Source organism: Pseudomonas sp. NFPP02, assembly GCF_900119355.1.
Lineage (GTDB): Bacteria > Pseudomonadota > Gammaproteobacteria > Pseudomonadales > Pseudomonadaceae > Aquipseudomonas > Aquipseudomonas paracarnis.
Genome location: NZ_FPJI01000001.1, coordinates 446,070 through 465,032, shown reverse-complemented (window position 1 = coordinate 465,032; position 18,963 = coordinate 446,070). Strand labels below are relative to the sequence as shown.

Annotated in this window: 20 protein-coding genes; 6 read left to right on the top strand and 14 right to left on the bottom strand. The window is 61.4% G+C overall.

Going from position 1 to position 18,963, the window contains the following annotated elements; translation table 11 throughout:
* The first annotated feature begins 34 nt into the window (after positions 1-34).
* Both tagQ and BT204_RS02200 read left to right on the top strand, forming a co-directional pair.
* Positions 35-958 carry a type VI secretion system-associated lipoprotein TagQ gene (gene tagQ / locus BT204_RS02205; protein WP_054896044.1) on the top strand — a complete coding sequence of 308 codons (924 nt, stop codon included), beginning with the start codon at positions 35-37 and terminating at the stop codon, positions 956-958.
* A 124-nt stretch (positions 959-1,082) separates the two neighbouring features.
* Positions 1,083-1,457, top strand: coding sequence for a hypothetical protein (locus BT204_RS02200; RefSeq protein WP_003195530.1), 375 nt, complete (start codon positions 1,083-1,085; stop codon positions 1,455-1,457).
* A gap of 129 nt (positions 1,458-1,586) precedes the next feature.
* Here the strand turns inward: BT204_RS02200 and BT204_RS02195 are convergent, their stop codons facing one another.
* From BT204_RS02195 to exbB, 6 genes are all read right to left on the bottom strand, one after another.
* Positions 1,587-2,987, bottom strand: coding sequence for an aminoacyl-tRNA deacylase and HDOD domain-containing protein (locus BT204_RS02195; RefSeq protein WP_032894530.1), 1,401 nt, complete (start codon positions 2,985-2,987; stop codon positions 1,587-1,589).
* Between the two features lie 213 nt (positions 2,988-3,200).
* Positions 3,201-5,276, bottom strand: a complete 2,076-nt coding sequence (recG, locus tag BT204_RS02190; protein WP_054896111.1) for an ATP-dependent DNA helicase RecG — start codon at positions 5,274-5,276, stop codon at positions 3,201-3,203.
* Between the two features lie 8 nt (positions 5,277-5,284).
* Entirely contained in the window at positions 5,285-6,205 is a 921-nt protein-coding gene (locus BT204_RS02185; RefSeq protein ID WP_003195523.1) for a hydrogen peroxide-inducible genes activator, read from the bottom strand.
* A 156-nt stretch (positions 6,206-6,361) separates the two neighbouring features.
* Positions 6,362-7,108 carry an energy transducer TonB family protein gene (locus BT204_RS02180; RefSeq protein WP_003195521.1) on the bottom strand — a complete coding sequence of 249 codons (747 nt, stop codon included), beginning with the start codon at positions 7,106-7,108 and terminating at the stop codon, positions 6,362-6,364.
* Positions 7,105-7,530, bottom strand: coding sequence for a TonB system transport protein ExbD (gene exbD / locus BT204_RS02175; RefSeq protein WP_003195519.1), 426 nt, complete (start codon positions 7,528-7,530; stop codon positions 7,105-7,107). The genes BT204_RS02180 and exbD overlap by 4 nt, the downstream gene beginning before the upstream one ends.
* A gap of 6 nt (positions 7,531-7,536) precedes the next feature.
* Complete coding sequence (gene exbB / locus BT204_RS02170) at positions 7,537-8,520, bottom strand: tonB-system energizer ExbB (protein ID WP_034129097.1); 984 nt, start codon at positions 8,518-8,520, stop codon at positions 7,537-7,539.
* Positions 8,521-8,708: 188 nt separating this feature from the next.
* Between exbB and BT204_RS02165 the strand changes: the two genes are divergently transcribed.
* A complete protein-coding gene (locus tag BT204_RS02165; protein ID WP_060763898.1) occupies positions 8,709-9,560 on the top strand; it encodes an SDR family oxidoreductase in 852 nt (283 codons plus the stop codon).
* Positions 9,561-9,686: 126 nt separating this feature from the next.
* Here BT204_RS02165 and BT204_RS02160 read toward each other — a convergent pair whose 3' ends face one another.
* The 6 genes from BT204_RS02160 to BT204_RS02135 form a co-directional block, all read right to left on the bottom strand.
* Positions 9,687-10,427 (bottom strand): hypothetical protein, encoded by a 741-nt coding sequence (locus BT204_RS02160; RefSeq protein WP_057975250.1) that lies wholly within the window; start codon positions 10,425-10,427, stop codon positions 9,687-9,689.
* A gap of 56 nt (positions 10,428-10,483) precedes the next feature.
* The gene (locus BT204_RS02155; protein WP_072445641.1) at positions 10,484-10,864 is read right to left on the bottom strand and encodes a RidA family protein; all 381 of its coding nucleotides are present in this window, start codon (positions 10,862-10,864) and stop codon (positions 10,484-10,486) included.
* Positions 10,865-10,888: 24 nt separating this feature from the next.
* Positions 10,889-12,994 (bottom strand): bifunctional GTP diphosphokinase/guanosine-3',5'-bis pyrophosphate 3'-pyrophosphohydrolase, encoded by a 2,106-nt coding sequence (gene spoT, locus BT204_RS02150; protein WP_003195510.1) that lies wholly within the window; start codon positions 12,992-12,994, stop codon positions 10,889-10,891.
* 60 nt (positions 12,995-13,054) lie between these two features.
* Positions 13,055-13,318 (bottom strand): DNA-directed RNA polymerase subunit omega, encoded by a 264-nt coding sequence (rpoZ, locus tag BT204_RS02145; RefSeq protein WP_003195508.1) that lies wholly within the window; start codon positions 13,316-13,318, stop codon positions 13,055-13,057.
* Between the two features lie 167 nt (positions 13,319-13,485).
* A complete protein-coding gene (gene gmk / locus BT204_RS02140) occupies positions 13,486-14,106 on the bottom strand; it encodes a guanylate kinase (RefSeq protein ID WP_019818119.1) in 621 nt (206 codons plus the stop codon).
* Between the two features lie 10 nt (positions 14,107-14,116).
* A complete protein-coding gene (locus BT204_RS02135) occupies positions 14,117-14,980 on the bottom strand; it encodes a YicC/YloC family endoribonuclease (protein WP_003195504.1) in 864 nt (287 codons plus the stop codon).
* A gap of 217 nt (positions 14,981-15,197) precedes the next feature.
* Between BT204_RS02135 and rph the strand changes: the two genes are divergently transcribed.
* Both rph and BT204_RS02125 read left to right on the top strand, forming a co-directional pair.
* Positions 15,198-15,920, top strand: a complete 723-nt coding sequence (rph, locus tag BT204_RS02130; RefSeq protein ID WP_003195497.1) for a ribonuclease PH — start codon at positions 15,198-15,200, stop codon at positions 15,918-15,920.
* A 21-nt stretch (positions 15,921-15,941) separates the two neighbouring features.
* Entirely contained in the window at positions 15,942-16,310 is a 369-nt protein-coding gene (locus BT204_RS02125; RefSeq protein WP_003195495.1) for a DUF4870 domain-containing protein, read from the top strand.
* 60 nt (positions 16,311-16,370) lie between these two features.
* Here the strand turns inward: BT204_RS02125 and BT204_RS02120 are convergent, their stop codons facing one another.
* Complete coding sequence (locus BT204_RS02120; RefSeq protein WP_003195493.1) at positions 16,371-17,150, bottom strand: exodeoxyribonuclease III; 780 nt, start codon at positions 17,148-17,150, stop codon at positions 16,371-16,373.
* Positions 17,151-17,232: 82 nt separating this feature from the next.
* Between BT204_RS02120 and pyrE the strand changes: the two genes are divergently transcribed.
* A complete protein-coding gene (gene pyrE, locus BT204_RS02115; RefSeq protein WP_034129093.1) occupies positions 17,233-17,877 on the top strand; it encodes an orotate phosphoribosyltransferase in 645 nt (214 codons plus the stop codon).
* A 165-nt stretch (positions 17,878-18,042) separates the two neighbouring features.
* Here the strand turns inward: pyrE and argB are convergent, their stop codons facing one another.
* Positions 18,043-18,948, bottom strand: coding sequence for an acetylglutamate kinase (gene argB, locus BT204_RS02110; protein ID WP_003213275.1), 906 nt, complete (start codon positions 18,946-18,948; stop codon positions 18,043-18,045).
* Positions 18,949-18,963: the final 15 nt, after the last annotated feature.

Sequence of the window (18,963 nt, the reverse complement as noted above, 5' to 3'; positions counted from 1 at the left end):
GCTGGGCAAGTCAAACTTAACAGAGATCACATCTATGCTTTTTTCCCGTAAGGCGGTTTCCAAGCGTCACCTGCTGCTGATCGCAGCTGGTTTCAGCACCGTGTTGACTGGTTGCGCTACGTCGCCTGCGTCCAAGGTGGCGTCGAGCACCAAGGTCGAGTACTACCCCAACTGCTACGAGCCGGTGCAGCACCTGCGCGCCACCGATTCGGACATGACCAAGTCGGTCGTCACCGGTGCCGCGATCGGCGCGGCCGGCGGTGCCCTGCTGGGCGCGCTGACCGGCGACAAGGACAGCCGTGGCCGCAATGCCGCGATCGGTGCCGCAGGCGGCGCCCTGGCTGGCGGTGCGGCGGGTTACTACACCGAGCGCCAGAAACAGATCACCGATGACAACCAGCGCATCGCGTCCTACTCCACCGACTTCAACAAAAGCGCCTCGGACATCGACCGCAGCACCGCCTATGCCAAGGCGTCGCAGCAGTGCTACCAGAGCGCATTCACCAAGCTGGTGGCTGATCGCAAGGCCAAGACCGTCAACGACACCGAAGGCCGCAAGCGCCTGGCGGAAATCGTCGCGGGCCTGAAGGAGTCCAATGACCTGATCGTGACGGTCAACGGCAAAGCCAGCGAAGACCTGAACAACTACACCCAGGCCTACGAGAAAGACCTGCAACAGGTCGGCGTACAGCGCAGCGATGTGGTGACCGTGGCCACCGCCGATACCACGCCAGTGGTCGCTACGACCAAGGGCAAGAAAGCCGTCAAGCCAGCCAAGAAGCCGGTTCTGCCGACAGTGCCGAAAGAAGCGGTCACCACCGAACGTAGCATCCAGACCGTGCAGGCCAAGCAAGCTGAAAGCAAGCAGGTCGCCAGTGCGGGCAAGACCCAGATCGAAGCAACCTGCCGCAATCCAAACCTGGCCGACTGGGCGCCAGTGCCTTGCCCTAACGTTTAAGTACTTGTTGCTATAAGCGTTAAACGCCAACCGATCTGCGCCTAAAGCGCGAGATCGGTGGCGTTCCTTTTGCAAATCGTTACACTGCTGCGGCCACTCCAATAAATACACCGAGGCCGTGTGCATGAAATTTCGTCTTCTCCTGTGGGTGCTGGGCCTGATGATGGGCAAAGCCAGCCGCACCAACCCCGCCTTCCAGCAGCAACTGGGTGACAAAGACCTGGCCTTCCAGCTGCAGACCCTCGACGGCAAGGTTGCCCGTCACTTCATCGTCAAAGACCAGCGCATCACCAGCCGCTCAGGTGTCCACCCGGCGCCGGCCTTCGCGATTGCCTTCAAGGATGCCGCCTACGGCTTCGCCACGATGCAGGCGAAGAACAAGCAACTGGCGTTCATGACGGGGATTCAGGACAAGTCGATCCAGATCAAGGGCAACCCGGCACTGGTGATCTGGTTCCAGGGTCTGACCAAGTATTTGAAGCCGAAGAAAAAGAAGTAGGTGGTCAGGTAGACCGAGTTGGATTCATCGCAGGCAAGCCAGCTCCCACAGTGACCGCGTTCCAACTTGGAAATACGGTCAACTGTGGGAGCTGGCTTGCCTGCGATAGCGGTTTAACAGGCGGTGGGCTTACCCCTGGCTGAACTGCGAAGCCAATTCGCGCAACAGCACTTCGGCATCCAGCACTTTACCCACCACGTCCTCGGCCTTCTCGCGGCTCAGGCCCAGGCGCTCAAGCAACGCGTCGGGAATGGATTCATCCGGCCCGGAGCCAATCCCCCGGCTGCGCAACAGGCGCACCGCCAGGCACACCAGGTTCGGATACTCGGCGTATTGCCCGTCATACGTGGGATCGTGCTGGAAGCGCAGGGCGGTGCACAGTTCGTCCGGCATGTCCCAGTAGCGCATCAGCCAGGCGCCGATCTGTTCGCGGCTGATGCCCAGCAAATGTTGCTCGACGTAGCTGTGGCACAGGTGCGGGTTGACCTCCAGGTGGCGGCAGATCAGCGAGAAGTGCGGCGGAAACACGTGGGCCAGCAGCAGGTAGCCGAAGTTGTGCAGCAAACCTGCCAGGTAGGTCAGGCCGGCTTCCGGGCGTTGGGCGCGGGGCATGGCGCGGGTCAGGCCCTCGATCACGGCGGCGGTGTAGATCGACTGGTGCCAGTACGGCGTGGACAGGTGCGGGCGGTCCTTGGGCAGGCTCAGGGTTTTGCCCAGCGCCAGGCCCAGCGCCAGGTTGATCACAAGATCAAAGCCCAGCACGCGCACGATGGCGTCTTCGACTGAGCGGATCTTGCCCGGCGAGGCGTAGTAGGGCGACGCGGCCCAGCTTACGACCTGGGCGGCAAGGGCCGGGTCGGTTTCCACCACGCCAGTAATGTCGTCGATGGTGGCGTTGGGATCCACGCGCAGCTTGATGATCTTCTGCGCCGTGTCGGCCAGCGGCGGAATTTCGATGGTCGCTTCCAGGCGTTGCTGGATACGGCGAGCGGTGAAGGCTTGCATCGCCTGGGTGATTTCCTCGCGGTCATCATTGGGGCGGTCGAGGTTCGGACGGATGTTGCTCAAGGGCTCACCGAACTGCGCGGCGCTGGCCTTGGTGAGCAGGCTCTTGAAGGCGTCGGTGGGGATTTCCAGCAACAGCCCGGCTTCGCCCGAATGCACCAGCAGGCTCGGCTCATTGAGCAAGCGGCCTTCGTACAGGCACGGCGAACTGGTCAGTGGCGGCAAGCCCGGCAGCAGGCTCAGGTCATGCTTGCCCAGCATGCGCTCGACCCGCTCGGGGGCGACAGCCGTGAGGCGGCGACCGGTGAGTTCGGCGAGGCGGTTGAGGTCCAGCAATTGGCTTTGGGGAAACAGCACCATGAGCGCGCCAACCGCATCTTCAAGCAACACCGCCTGGACCTTTCGGGCAGGGTTCAGGCCAGGCTGTTCGATGACTTCCGTGTAGGGGATGGCGAGCTTTGCGAGCAGCGCCCGAATGACCGGCGGGGCGGTCAGTGGGGCTGTGGCGAGGGCAACTTCTGACATGGCCTGATCCAATTTCTTACATTCATTGGAGTATAACCAGCTTGATACGGGTGTTGGTCGGATAAGTGGCGTTTGTGATGAGGTTGGCGGTGTGCTGATTACCCTGTAGGAGCGAGCTTGCTCGCGAAGACCTTCCTGGCGGCGCCATCATCCAGAGCGTCCGCGTCATCGTTGGCGTTTTTCGCGAGCAAGCTCGCTCCTACAGGGAAGAGGTCAAACCTGGCCGTATTGCTGGCCGTGGCGCAGCCAGCGGTTGAGCAAGGGGCTGACGTGATCGGGCCAACGCTCGAGCAATGCTTGCGCAGCATCGCGCACGGCGGGCAGCAGGTCGGCATCGCGCATCAGGTCGGCGACCTTGAATTGCAGCAGGCCGGTCTGGCGCGTGCCGAGCATTTCACCGGGGCCGCGCAGTTCGAGGTCTTTTTCGGCAATGACAAAACCGTCGTTGGTTTCGCGCATGATGCCCAAGCGCTGGCGACCGATCTGCGACAGTGGCGGATGATAGAGCAGCACGCAGTGGCTGGCGGCACTGCCCCGGCCAACCCGCCCGCGCAATTGGTGCAGTTGCGCCAGGCCCAGGCGTTCGGGGTTTTCGATGATCATCAGGCTGGCGTTGGGGACGTCCACGCCCACTTCAATCACGGTGGTCGCCACCAGCAATTGCAGGTTGCCGGCCTTGAACTCGGCCATTACCGCGGCTTTTTCCGCCGGTTTCATACGGCCATGGATCAACCCCACCTTGAGCTCACCCAAGGCACTGGTGAGGTCTTCATAAGTGGTTTCGGCGGCCTGGCAGGTCAGTTCTTCGGACTCTTCGATCAGGGTACACACCCAGTACGCCTGGCGGCCTTCGGCGCAAGCACCGCGCACGCGCTCGATCACTTCGACGCGCCGGGTGTCGGTGACCAGCACGGTGTTGACCGGGGTACGCCCCGGCGGCAGTTCGTCGAGGATCGAGGTGTCGAGGTCGGCGTAGGCGCTCATGGCCAGGGTGCGTGGGATCGGCGTGGCGGTCATGATCAACTGGTGCGGGTTCATGCGCCCGCCCACGCCTTTCTGGCGCAGAGCCAGGCGCTGTTGCACGCCAAAGCGGTGCTGTTCGTCGATGATCACCAGTGCGAGGTTCTTGAACTGCACTTCGTCCTGGAACAGCGCATGGGTGCCCACCACCATCGGTGCGCCGGCGGCGATCTGCTCCAGGGCGGCCACGCGGTTCTTGCCTTTGAGCTTGCCAGCCAGCCACGCCACCTCCAGGCCCAGCGGTTCGAGCCAGCGCTTGAAGGTGATGAAGTGTTGTTCGGCGAGGATTTCCGTCGGTGCCATCAGCGCCACTTGATAGCCAGCTTCCAGGGCTTGCAGGGCGGCGAGGGCAGCGACCACGGTCTTGCCTGCCCCTACGTCACCCTGGATCAACCGCAGCATCGGTTCTTGCTGGCTGAGGTCGTAGGCGATTTCATTGCCCACGCGCTGTTGCGCGCCGGTGGGCGCAAAGCCGAGGTTGGCCAGGTATTGCGCAGGCAGCCGCGTGGCTCTGGGCATCGCCGGGGCGCGCAGGGTACGCATGCTTTCGCGCAGGCGTTGCTGGGACAGCTGGTGCGTGAGCAGTTCTTCAAAGGCCAGGCGATGCTGGGCCCAGTGATGACCGAGGGCGAGTTCGTCCACATCGGCATCGGCGGGCGGGTGATGCAAATAGCGAATCGCATCGGCCAGGGGCGCCAGCTGATAGTCGCGGGCCAGCTCCAGGGGCAGCCAATCGGGCAGACTTTGCGGGCCAAGCATCGTCAGGGTTTGCATGCACAACTGGCGCAGGCGTTGCTGGGTCAGGCCCTCGGTCAGCGGGTAGATCGGCGTGAGCGTGGTGTCCACCGGTGGCGGCTCGTCGCCGGTAATGGCGCGGTATTCCGGGTGGTAGATTTCCAGGCCCGATGCGCCAGGGCGTGCCTCGCCGTAGCAGCGCACGCGGGTGCCACGCTTGAGGCCTTCCTTCTGCGCGTTGCTGAAGTGGTAGAAGCGCAGGCTCAAGCCGCCGGTACCGTCCTGCAGGCGCACCACCAGGCTGCGGCGCTTGCCCATCACCACGTCGGCGCCACTGACGGTGCCTTCGATCACCGCGTCTTGCCCAGGGCGCAAATGGCCGATGGGCACCACGCGGGTGCGGTCCTGGTAGCGCAGAGGCAGGTGGAACAGCACGTCCTGAAGGTTCTCCAGGCCGACCTTGGCCAGCTTCTCGGCCATGGCCTCACCGACACCCTTGAGTGCCGTCACCGACACCTGCGACAGCTCAGTCATACCGTGGCTTAGCTCGCAACGGGCGGCTTGGCCACCGAACACAGACGGATCGAGTCCGCGAGAATCTCAATCGCTTTGGGGCGCGGGAAGCTGGCGCGCCAGGCAATCGCTACGGTACGGAACGGCACCGGCGGCGTGAGTGGGCGCACTTCGATCACGCCCTGGGCGTAGTGATGGCTGTCTACCGCAGACAGCGGCAGGATCGAGATACCCAGGCCGGAAGCGACCATATGGCGAATGGTTTCCAGGGAGCTGGATTCCACCGTGGTGTGCTTGGCGCCGTCGTTGCCCTTGGTCAGGGTCGGGCAGGCTTCCAGCACCTGATCGCGGAAGCAGTGGCCTTCACCGAGCAGCAGCAGGCTCTTGTCGTTGAGCAGGCCGGCGTCGATGGTGTCCTTCTTGGTCCACGGGTGGGAGGCCGGCATCAGCACGTAGAACGGCTCGTCGTAGAGCGGCAGGGTCAGCACGTCCGCTTCGTTGAAGGGCAGGGCGATGATGATCGCGTCCAGCTCGCCGTTGCGCAGTTTGTCGCGCAGCACGTGGGTGAAGTTTTCTTCGATATACAGCGGCATCTGCGGTGCGACGCGATGCAGTTGCGGGATCAGGTGCGGGAACAGGTAGGGGCCGACCGTGTAGATCGCGCCGACCTTGAGCGGCGCGGTCAGCTGGTTCTTGCCGGCCTGGGCCAGTTCGCGAATGCTTTGCGCCTGCTCCAGGACCTTCTGGGCCTGGGCAACGATGCCTTCGCCCACCGGGGTGAGGCGCACGGCGCTCTTGCTGCGCTCGAAAATCAGCACACCGAGTTCGTCTTCAAGCTTTTTCACACCCACCGACAGCGTCGGCTGGCTGACGTGGCAACGCTCGGCGGCATGGCCGAAGTGCTGTTCTTGGGCGAGGGTCACGATGTAGCGTAATTCTGTGAGAGTCATAGCGGGCGTCCATGAGGTTGCGGGCCAAGCATACCGGCTGCAATCGATAGACGCACGTTATCAGAACTTTGCTGGGGATTGAGTGGGGAATATCGGAATTTTACTGAGGTATTAAAGCGAATGTGGGAGGGAGCAAGCCCCTCCCACAGTGCTCTCTCAGCGGCGACGCTTGTCGATGTTGTAGACGAACGGCGCGACCAGTTCGACGCTGCCGTTTTTCAACAGGTCTGCCGGTGGCTTGGGTAGCGGCTGAGCCTTGCGGATCATCTCAAGGGTTGCACGGTCCAGGTCGGCGTTGCCGGAGCGGCCTTCCAGTTCGTAGGACAGCACATTGCCTTCGCCATCGACCACGAAGCGCAAGCGGTTCATACCTTCCTTGCCACTGCGTTGGGCGCCGGGCGGGTACTTCTTGTACTTCTGCAGATGCGCCAGCAACGTGCTTTGCCAGGATGCCTGGGCGGCCAGCTGCTGTGCCGACGGGCCCGGTGTAGGCTGGGCGGACTTCTGCGCAGGTGCGTTGCTCGGCGGCGTTTCGCTCGGCGGCTCCTCGGAAGGTTTCTCCTTGGGCGGCTCGGGCTTCTTCTCCACCGGTTTTGGCGGTTGTGGCTTGGGCTTGGGCTTGACCGGCTTGGGCACCTGGATCGTTGGCTTGGGCGCCTCGGCCAGCTTCGGCAGGGGCAGCTCTTCGACCGGTGGCGGCGGCGGCGCAACGACCTTGGGCGGTGCTGGAGGCGGCGGCGGTGCTGGCAGCGGCGCCAGGTCGATGACCATGGCGGCGGGTGGCAGCTGGATCGCCTGCGGCGCGGACCATTGGAGCGCGATGATGATCGCGACGGCATGCACGCCCAGCACGACGGCGAGGCTGGTGCCATAACGCGTCAGTTTGTGGCGCGTCGTGATCATTTCTTGGCTGCCGTCTCAAGTCCGACCAGGCCTACCTTGAGGTAGCCGGCTGCCCGCAGGGCATCCATCACGCTCATCAGGTCGCCGTAGTCCACGCCTTTGTCGGCCTGGAAGAAGATGGTCGTGTCTTTCTTGCCTTGGGTCTTGGCATCCAGCACCGGCCCCAGGGTTTCAGCCTTGACCTCTTCTTCGCCCAGGAACAGGCGTTGGTCCGCCTTGACGCTGAGGAAGATCGGTTTTTCCGGCCGCGGCGCCGGCTTGGCGCTGGACGCGGGCAGGTCCACCTTGATGTCCACGGTTGCCAGCGGTGCCGCCACCATGAAGATGATCAGCAGCACCAGCATCACGTCGATAAACGGCGTGACGTTGATTTCGTGGTTCTCGACGAGTTCGTCGTCGCCTTGATTCAAATGCAGGCCCATGGCCGATTACCCCACTTTCACCATGTGCGGTTGCGAGCTGCGCTCGGTAGGCAGGTGATCGAGGTCACGGCTGACGAGCAACAGGACTTCTGCCGACGCATCCGATACCTGAGCCTTGTAGCCGGCGATCGAACGGGCGAAGACGTTGTAGATCACCACCGCAGGAATTGCGGCAACCAGGCCCAGGGCGGTAGCCAGCAGGGCTTCGGCGATGCCGGGGGCAACGACGGCGAGGTTGGTGGTCTGGGTTTTGGCGATACCGATGAAGCTGTTCATGATGCCCCACACGGTACCGAACAGGCCGACGAAGGGTGCGGTGGAACCGATGGTAGCGAGTACGCCGGTGCCGCTGCTCATGTTACGGCCGCAGGCGGCCACCAGGCGCTCAAGGCGGAAGCTGACGCGCTCCTTGATGCCTTCTTTTTCACGGGTGTTGGCCGACAGGCGCATTTCTTCCAGTGCGTCGTGCACCAGCAGGTTGGCCAGGGTGCCCTTCTTGGTCGCGGTTTCGCTCGCTTCCTTGAGGGTGGTGGCTTTTTTCAGGTGGACGATTTCAGCGCGCAGACGACGCTTGGCGCCCAACAGCTCGAAGCCTTTGGCAATCCAGATGGTCCAGGTGATGATCGAGGCAATGGCCAGGCCGATCATTACGGCTTTCACCACCACGTCAGCATTCTGGTACATGCCCCATGGCGACAAGTCGTGGGCCATGCCCAGGGTGTTGTCTTCTTCCAGCACCACGCCGGTTTCGTCGGCAGGTGCGGCGGCGCCGGCGGCCTGGGCCGGGTCGGTGGCCACTGGCGCGACGGCAGGCGTTGCCGCAGTAGCGGCATTTTGCTCGGCAGCTGCCGGAGCGGCTGGGGCAGTGGCGTCAGCGAATGCGGCGGTCGGTGCCAGCAATACGCTGAACAGCATCGCAGCAATCGCACGCCAGGCGCGGGAGGGGCTGTGAAGCTTGGTTGGCGAAGCGGGGGTTGTATGACGTGTCATGCTGGCCGGACCTGAGAGAAAAAATGGGTGATCGTCCTTCCAGACCATTTAGGGTCGAGGACAAATGGGCGGTTATTATTGCAAGTAATTCTTGTTAACTAAAGTGGCACTGTTACTTTATTTCGCTTTTTACTGGCCGTTGATCCACTCGCGCGGCTAATCTGCGCCTTTGAGAATGGAGTTTTATGATGTCTGCGCCTTCTGTTGTGATTGCCGGTTGCGGTGATGTGGGTAGTCGGCTGGCTAGTCAATTGCTGGCCTCGGAATGGGAGGTCCACGGCCTGCGCCGCGATATTTCACGCTTGCCCGACGGTGTGATCGGCATTGCCGGCGATCTGTTCAAAAAGGACTGCCCGGACACCTGGCCGATCGGCGGGGTGGATTATCTGGTGTACTGCGCCGCTGCCACCGACCACGACGAGGCCGGCTATCGCGCCGCCTACGTGCAAGGGTTGCAGCATGTGTTGGAGTGGTTGGAAGACTACGGCCAGACGCCCAAGCATTTGCTGTTTGTCTCCAGCAGCAGTGTGTATGGGCAGCAAAACGGCGAGTGGGTCGACGAAACGTCCGAGACGCAAGCGAAGGGCTATTCCGGGCAGGTGATGCTGGAAGCTGAACAGGTGGCGCTCAACAGCGGTATTCCAGCGACCATCGTGCGACTGACCGGGATTTACGGCCCGGGTCGGGAATGGCTGCTCACTCAGGTTCGCCAAGGCTATCGCGTAGCGGTTGACCCGCCGTTGTATGGCAACCGTATCCACGCCGATGACGCCGCGGGCCTGCTCGCCTTTTTGCTGCGGCATGTGGAGAAGGGCGGTTCGCTGGACAAGGTCTATATCGGCGTTGACGATGCGCCGGCACCACTGGCCGAGGTGGTGGCGTGGTTGCGCGAGTACCTGGGTGTGACCGAATGGGCCGAGGACGCCAGTGTGCGGCGTGCGGGGAGCAAGCAGTGCAGTAATGCACGTATCAAGGCGCTTGGCTGGACGCCGACATACCCGACTTACCGGGAAGGCTATGCGGCGATTCTGAAAGGCTGAAGCGCGGCAAAAAATGTGGGAGCTGGCTTGCCTGCGATAGCGGTATATCAATCACATCTTTGTTGGATGTAATACCGTCATCGCAGGCAAGCCAGCTCCCACATTTGGATTTGGGCGAGGCTTTAATTACTTCTCAAGCAACCATTGGCGAGTGCCTGGCGTAAACGAAGGCACTTCATCGGCCTGCGCGGTATTGATCGCCTGGAAGATCTCCAGTTGCTTACCCTTGCGCGTGAAGATCCATGGGTTGCCCTGGCCGTCCAGTTGCAGCCAGATGCTGTCGTAGCCGCCGCTCATGGAGGCGCAATCGCCTGCCAGGCAGAGTGAATAGCGATCAACCCCCGGCAGGCCGGCGACCTTGCCGTCTGCCTGGAACTGCACCGTGGCACCGCTGCCGGTGCCGTCGCTGATCTTCCAGTCGCCGCCCATATAGGCCGCATACAACGCGCGCTCGAAGGTGGCGCCCAGTGGCGCGCCTTCCGGTGCGGGTTCTTTGGCGCGGGCAAACAGCTGTTCGGGCTCATTGTCGTTGGCCACTTGCAGCAGTTGCTTGCCTTTGCGCTTGAGTTCGGTGGCTGAGCTGCCATAGAAGTCCACGCTCCACGCGCCGGGCTTTTCACCCGACAACTTGCCTTCCGCCACTTCAAAACCGTTGTAGTAGCGCGCCTGCAAAGCCTTGGTGTTGACCTCCCACTCGAGGTTGGGGCCATAGGACTGCAGGGCTTCACGCAAAGGGCCGCCCTTGGCTGCCGCGTCGATGGCGGCCTGGTTGATCCAGGTACCGCTTACATCCAGGTCGGCGGGGTTGCTGGCACAGCCGCCGAGCAACAGGGCGAGCAACGAGGAGGCTACAAGCGCTTTGCGCATTACGAAATCCTTCTGAAACGAAGTCGGCGCAGCCTGTTTGGGCTGCGCCGGGTGTTTTACTCGATGACCAGAATGGCGTCCATCTCAACCTGTGCACCCTTTGGCAGGGCGGCAACGCCGATGGCGGCGCGGGCTGGGTAAGGTTGTTCGAAGTACTTGCCCATGATCTCGTTGACCTTGGCAAAGTGGCTGAGGTCGGTGAGGAAGATGTTCAGCTTGACGATGTCCTTGAACGAACCACCGGCAGCTTCAGCCACGGACTTGAGGTTTTCAAAGACCTGCACGGTCTGGGCTTCGAAGCCTTCAACCAGTTCCATGGTCTTTGGGTCCAGCGGGATCTGGCCGGACATGTAGACGGTTTTGCCCGCCTTGATCGCCTGGGAATAAGTGCCGATGGCGGCTGGAGCTTTATCGCTGGTGATAACTGTCTTGGTCATGAATGACTCCTTGTAATGGATCGGTTATGCACGCATGCGGGTGATGCGGATCACACCGGTCAAGGCGCGCAACTTTTTGATCACGCGGGCCAGGTGCACGCGGTCGTGCACGCTGACCACCAGTTGGACCACGCTGATGCGACCATCGCGTTCGTCCATGCTGATTTTCTCGATATTGCCGTCGGCTGCGTTGACACTGCTGGCCAGCAGGGCGATGAGGCCGCGCTGGTGTTCCAGCTCAACTCGCAGTTCGACGTTGAATTCGCCGGTGACATCTTTGGCCCACGAGAGCTGGATGCATTTTTCCGGGTTGTGGCGGATTTCGGTGATGTTGCGGCAGTTGTCCAGGTGCACCACCATGCCTTTGCCGGCGGACAAGTGGCCGACAATCGGGTCGCCCGGGATCGGCGTGCAACATTTGGCGTAGCTGAGCACCAGGCCCTCGGTGCCGCGAATCGCCAGTGGGCCTTCAGGGCTCGGCAACTGTTCGCCTTCGCCCAGCAGGCGGCGCGCAACCACGTAGGCCATGCGGTTGCCCAGGCCGATGTCTTCCAGCAGGTCTTCGATGGTTTCCTGTCGGTACTCGTGGAGCATCGCTTGCACGCGCTCTTGCGGAATCTTGTCCAGGGCGCTGTCGAAGCCGTTGAGCACCTTGTTCAGCAGGCGTTCGCCCAGGCTGATGGATTCGGAGCGGCGCTGCAATTTCAGCGCGTGGCGAATATGCGTACGGGCCTTGCCGGTGACCACGAAGTTGAGCCAGGCCGGATTCGGGCGAGCGCCCGGTGCGCTGACGATCTCCACCGTGGAACCGCTTTGCAGCGGTTCGGACAACGGGGCAAGGCGCCGGTTGATGCGACAGGCGATGCAGCTGTTGCCGACATCGGTGTGCACCGCGTAGGCAAAGTCGACCGCCGTGGAGCCTTTGGGCAGCTCCATGATCCGGCCTTTGGGCGTGAACACGTAGACCTCGTCCGGGAACAGGTCGATCTTCACGCTTTCGATAAATTCCAGGGAGTTGCCGGCACGTTGCTGCATTTCCAGCACGCCCTTGACCCATTGGCGCGCACGGGCATGGGTGCCTTTGGGCTGCTCGTCACCGCTGGACTTGTACAGCCAGTGGGCGGCAATGCCGTTGTTGGCCATCTCTTCCATTTCGCGGGTGCGGATCTGGATCTCGATCGGCACGCCGTGCATGCCAAACAGGGTGGTATGCAGCGACTGGTAGCCGTTGGCCTTGGGAATTGCGATGTAGTCCTTGAAGCGGCCCGGCAGGGGCTTGTACAAATTATGCACAGCGCCCAGTACGCGGTAGCAGGTATCGACCTTGTCGACGATGATCCGGAACGCATAGACGTCCATGATCTCGTTGAAGGCCCGACGCTTGCCGCGCATCTTTTTGTAGATGCCGTAGATGTGCTTCTGCCGGCCGCTGACCTCGCCCTCGATTTCGTCAATCGCCAGGCAATGGCTCAGGGACTCTTCGATCTTGTTGACGATTTCCTTGCGGTTGCCCCGTGCGCGCTTGACCGCCTGGTAGATGCGCGCCGAACGCATGGGGTGCATGGCTTTAAAGCCCAGGTCTTCGAATTCGATACGAATGGCGTGCATGCCCAGCCGGTTGGCGATGGGCGCATAGATTTCCAGGGTTTCCTTGGCGATGCGCCGGCGCTTTTCGCCGGACAGCACTTCCAGCGTGCGCATGTTGTGCAGCCGGTCGGCCAGCTTGACCAGGATCACCCGAATGTCTCGGGCCATGGCCATGGCCATTTTCTGGAAGTTTTCCGCCTGGGCTTCGGCCTTGGTCTCGAAGTTCATCTGGGTCAGCTTGCTGACCCCATCGACCAGTTCGGCCACGGTTTCGCCAAATTGCGCACTGAGCGCTTCCTTGGCAATGCCGGTGTCTTCGATCACGTCATGCAGCATCGCGGCCATCAGGCTCTGATGGTCCATGTGCATGTCGGCAAGAATATTGGCCACCGCAAGAGGATGGGTGACATACGCCTCGCCGCTACGTCGGCGTTGGCCGTCGTGGGCTTGTTCGGCGTAGAAATACGCTCGGCGAACCAGGTTGACCTGGTCTGCGCCGAGGTAGGCCGATAAGCGATCGGCGAGGGCGTCTATGCTCGGCAAAGTGTGAACTCCTGCCGATGGCTGTGACCCCGCGCCGTGCTACGTCGACCAGGCATAGGCTTAGACGTCCTCGTTGGACTCGCCTTCGAACGCTGCAAACAGCGGTTCGTCTTCAACGATTTCGGCGTTGGCGATGAACTCGTAGCTCATCAGGCCTTCAGCGATTTCACGCAGGGCTACAACGGTAGGCTTGTCGTTTTCCCACTGGACCAGAGGCTCTTTGCCGCCAGTGGCCAGTTGACGGGCACGCTTGGTAGAGAGCATGACCAGCTCAAAGCGGTTATCCACGTGTTCTAGGCAGTCTTCAACGGTTACGCGGGCCATGGTATTCCTCGGAGCGAATGCAAGATGCGCGCTGCCCGGTTGGGCGAGCGGACTGAGCAGTTTAAAAAATCACCAGCGTTTAGGGAAGCGCTGATTTTTCGCAGGCCTTCGCAAAACCGCTGCAAGTGCCAATGTAAGGCCCTTGCAGCTGTTTTGGGAAGAGTCAATCAGCCGAGCAATTCGGCGAGTAATTTGCCGAAACGCTGCTGTTGGCGCTTTTGCTGCAGTTGGTTGGCGCGGAAAATCGCCTTCAAATCATCCAGGGCGTGGGTAAAGTCGTCATTGATGATCAGGTAGTCGTAGTCGACGTAGTGGCTCATTTCGCTGACGGCTTCACGCATGCGGCCCTCGATGATCTCATCGCTGTCCTGGCCGCGGTTGGTCAGGCGTTGGTGCAGGGCTTGGAGCGATGGCGGCAGGATGAAGATGGAGCGCGCCTTGGGCATCAGCTGGCGCACTTGCTCGGCGCCCTGCCAGTCGATCTCCAGGATCAGGTCGTGGCCTTCGTCCAGGGTCTGTTGCAGGTGGCTCTGCGAGGTGCCGTAGAGGTTGCCGAACACTTCGGCGCGCTCCAGGAAGTCACCGTGTTCGATCATCTTGACGAACTCGGTACGCTCGACGAAGTGATAGTGCACGCCGTCCACTTCGCCCGGGCGCATGGCGCGGGTGGTGTGCGAGACCGAAATGCGGATCTGCTCGTCAGCGTCGGTCAAGGCCTTGACCAGGCTGCTCTTGCCCGCGCCCGAAGGGGCGGAAATGATGTAAAGGGTGCCGGTGCTGTGGGTCATGGAGGGTGCCTTACTCAATATTCTGTACTTGTTCGCGCATTTGCTCGATCAACACTTTGAGGTTGACCGCCGCCGTGGTGCTGCGCGGGTCGAACGCTTTGGAGCCCAGTGTATTGGCTTCGCGGTTGAGTTCCTGCATCAGGAAGTCCAGGCGCCGACCGGCGGCACCGCCGGACTTGAGTACGCGGCGCACTTCAAGGATATGGGTGCTCAGGCGGTCAAGTTCTTCGGCCACGTCGCTCTTCTGCGCGAGCAGGACCATTTCCTGTTCCAGGCGCGTCGGATCGAGGTCGGCCTTCATGTCGGTGAAGCGGTCGAGGACCTTCTGGCGCTGGGTGGCGAGCATCTGCGGTACCAATTCGCGCAGGGTCACTACGTCGGCTTCGATCGAGGTCAGCCGCTCGTTGATCAGGCGCGCCAGTTCGGCGCCTTCGCGTTCACGGCCGGCCTTGAGCTCCTTCAGGCCCTGGTTGAACAGGGCGAGGGCTTCGGCATTCAAGGCCTGAGGGTCTGCCGCGTCGGCCACCAGCACGCCGGGCCAGGCCAATACTTCCAGAGGGTTCAATGCGGCCGGCTGTTTGATCAGGCCGGCGATGGTTTCGGCCGCGGCCACCAGTTGGGCGGCGCGGTCTCGGTCGACCTGCAGCGGCTTGCCGGTGGTTTCTTCGGTAAAGCGCAGGGTGCATTCCAGCTTGCCGCGGGAGATGCCCTGGCGCAGCGCTTCACGAACCGCGCCTTCAAGGTCGCGGAACGACTCCGGCAGGCGCAGGTGCGGCTCCAGGTAACGGCTGTTGACCGAGCGCAGTTCCCAGCTGAGGGTGCCTTGGGCCCCGGCTTTTTCGACACGGGCGAAGGCGGTCATGCTGTGCACCATGGAGGTACCTCGCGATGCAGTCCCGCAAATACGGGCTGATGGGTAAATTGAAGCCGACAGGCTGCGAAGGCGCAGGAGTGTAGCGCAGTGGGGCGGGTGCGCCAAAACAATGGCCGATCGCCTGACCATTCGTAACCGAATTTTTTAGAAGTGCCTCGAACCGGCTTGCGGCTCTATAATGCTCGGCAGTTTTTCGTCCTCAGTACAGGTATCCCCTATGAAACGTCCAAGTGGTCGCGCTGCCGATCAGCTCCGCTCGATCCGCATCACCCGCAACTACACCAAACACGCCGAGGGATCCGTACTGGTCGAGTTTGGCGATACCAAGGTCATCTGCACTGTCAGCGTCGAAAACGGCGTGCCGCGCTTCCTCAAGGGCCAGGGCCAGGGTTGGTTGACCGCTGAATACGGCATGCTGCCGCGCGCCACTGGCGAGCGTAACCAGCGTGAAGCCAGCCGTGGCAAGCAAGGCGGGCGTACCCTGGAAATCCAGCGCCTGATCGGCCGCTCCCTGCGTGCCGCCCTGGATATGTCCAAGCTGGGTGACGTCACCCTCTACGTCGACTGCGACGTGATCCAGGCTGACGGCGGTACCCGCACGGCGTCCATCACCGGCGCCATGGTGGCCCTGGTCGACGCTTTGAAAGTCATCAAGAAGCGTGGCGGCCTGAAAGCGGGTGACCCGCTCAAGCAGATGATCGCCGCTGTGTCTGTTGGCATGTACCAGGGCGAGCCTGTGCTGGACCTGGACTACCTGGAAGACTCGGCCGCCGAGACCGACCTCAACGTGGTCATGACCAGCACCGGTGGTTTCATCGAAGTGCAGGGCACTGCCGAAGGCGCGCCATTCCAGCCGGCTGAGCTGAACGCCATGCTGGCCTTGGCCCAGAAAGGCATGACCGAAATCTTTGAATTGCAGAACGCCGCGCTGGCTGACTGAGCCGGCCCAAGGAGAAACGCCATGAATGACAGCCAGTTGCCGGTTCCGGCACCGTCCAAGGAAGTACGCCAGTGGGCAATGTTGTGTCATTTTGCGGCATTCCTGGGGTTGGTATTTCCCTTCGGCAGCTTGCTGGGGCCGTTGATCCTGTGGCAGTTCAAGAAGGACATGGACCCGCTCATCGATGACCAGGGCAAGGAGGCGCTGAATTTCCAGATCACCGTGGCGATCGCCTGGCTGGTGTGCCTGTTGCTGGGCTTCGTGGTCGTTGGCTTCTTGCTGATGACCGTGCTGGTGATCGGGGCGTTGATACTGACGATCATCGCCGGTATCAAGGCCAACAAAGGCATTGCCTATCGCTATCCGTGGACGTGGCGCCTGGTCAAGTAACCGAGCGGCCACAAAAAAAACCGACATCGCTGTCGGTTTTTTTGTACCTGGAAAAAGACCTCAGATGGTCAATGTCCAGTCGTAGTCCACGATCAGCGGCGCGTGCTGCGAGAAGCGCGGCTGGCGCGGCAGGCGTGCACTGCGCACGAACCGGCGCAGGCCTGGGGTCAGTAGCTGGTAGTCGAAACGCCAGCCCAGGTTGAGCATCTCAGCCTGTTCGTTATCTGGCCACCAGCTGTACTGGTCGCCTTCGCGACTGACTTCACGCAGGGCATCGACATAGCCCATGTTGCCGACAATCTCGTCCATCCAGGCGCGTTCTGGCGCCAGGAAGCCCGGGGATTGCTGGCTGTCGCGCCAGTTCTTGATATCCAGTTTCTGTTGCGCCACGTACAGCGAGCCACAATAAATGTACTCGCGACGTTTGCGTCGCTGCTTATCCAGGTAACGGGCGAAATCGTCCATTAGCTTGAATTTCTGGTTCAAGTCTTCATCGCCGTTCTGCCCGGAAGGTAGCAGCAAGGTCGCGATGCTGACCTTGTCGAAATCGGCTTGCAGGTAACGCCCGTAGCGGTCGGCTGTCTCGAAGCCGAGGCCGCTGATGACCGCCTTGGGTTGCAACCGCGAGTACAAAGCCACGCCACCTTGGGTGGGCACTTCGGCATCGCAGGCATAAAGGAAGTAGCCATCCAGTTGGAAGGCTGGGTCGTCCAGTTCAAAGGCGGAGGCACGGGTGTCCTGCAGGCAGATGACGTCGGCATTCTGTGCTTGCAGCCAACTGAGCAAACCACGCTCGACTGCAGCCTGAATACCATTAACGTTCACACTGATGATCCGCATAAATGGCCCCAAAAATCGCGTGCGTGTATGATACACGCCGTCCACCCAATTAGCTAAATCCGTGGTATCTGAGGCTTTTTTCATGCAGGCGTATCAGCGCGATTTCATTCGTTTTGCCATCGATCGCGGCGTTTTACGCTTCGGTGAGTTCACCCTCAAGTCCGGGCGCACCAGCCCGTACTTCTTCAATGCGGGCCTGTTCAACTCAGGTTCGGCCCTGGCTCAGCTGGGCCGTTTCTATGCGGCAGCCATCGTTGAGAGCGGTATTTCCTTCGACGTACTCTTTGGCCCGGCCTACAAGGGTATTCCCCTGGCAGCGGCGACGGCGATAGCCCTGGCGGAGCATCACGGGCAGGACTTGCCGTGGTGTTTCAACCGTAAGGAAGCCAAGGCCCATGGTGAAGGTGGCAGCCTGGTAGGCGCGCCATTGACCGGCGATGTGCTGATCATCGATGACGTGATCACCGCGGGTACTGCTATCCGTGAAGTGATGCAGATCATCGCTTCCCAGGACGGCGCCAAGGCTGCCGGTGTGCTGATCGCCTTGAACCGCCAGGAGCGTGGCAACGGTGAATTGTCGGCGATCCAGGAAGTGGAGCGTGACTTCGGCATTCCGGTGGTGAGCATCGTGTCGTTGAACCAGGTATTGCAGTTCCTGGAAGACGACCCGCAGCTCAAGCAACATTTGCCGGCTGTGCGTGCATACCGCGAGCAGTTCGGCGTCTGACACTGAATCCTGTGGGAGCGGGCTTGCCCGCGATAGCGGTGTGTCAGGCGGTGCATTTTTGCATGTACTGTCGTCATCGCAGGCAAGCCAGCTCCCACATTTGAACTGTGTACAAACAAAGGCCCCGCTCAATTCAATTGAGCGGGGCCTTTTGCTTTGCAGCGATCAAGGGCGCTTGCGGTTACTGATCAACGTACCGACACCGGTATCGGTGAAGATTTCCAACAGTATTGCATTTGGCACGCGGCCATCCAGGATCAGCGAGCTGCCGACGCCGCCCTGCACGGCTTCCAGTGCGCAACGGATCTTCGGCAACATGCCGCCGTAGATGGTGCCGTCGGCGATCAGGTCGTCTACCTGCTGGGTAGTCAAGCCGGTCAGTACCTTGCCTTCCTTGTCCATCAAGCCGGCGATGTTGGTCAGCAGCATCAGTTTTTCAGCCTTCAGTGCTTCCGCCACCTTACCGGCTACCAGATCGGCGTTGATGTTATAGGACTCGCCATTAGCACCCACGCCGATCGGCGCAATTACCGGGATGAAGTCGCCCTTGACCAGCAGGTTGAGCAAATCGGTGTTGATGCCGATGACTTCGCCCACCTGGCCGATGTCGATGATTTCCGGCTGGGTCATCTCCGGCGTCTTGCGGGTCACGGTCAGTTTCTTGGCGCGGATCAGTTCCGCATCCTTGCCGGTCAGTCCGATGGCGCTGCCGCCGTGGCGGTTGATCAGGTTGACGATGTCTTTGTTGACCTGGCCGCCGAGGACCATTTCCACCACGTCCATGGTTTGCGCGTCAGTGACACGCATGCCATCGATGAAGTGACTCTCGATCGACAAACGCTTGAGCAGGTCGCCAATTTGCGGGCCGCCGCCGTGGACGACCACGGGGTTGATCCCCACAGCCTTCATCAGCACGATGTCGCGGGCAAAGCCGGTTTTCAGCTCATCGCTTTCCATGGCATTGCCGCCGTACTTGATCACCAGCGTCTTGCCGACGTAGCGTCGAATATAAGGCAACGCTTCGGACAGGACCTTGGCGGTGTTGGCAGCGGCTTCGCGTTCGAGGGTCATTCAGGGCTCCGGGCA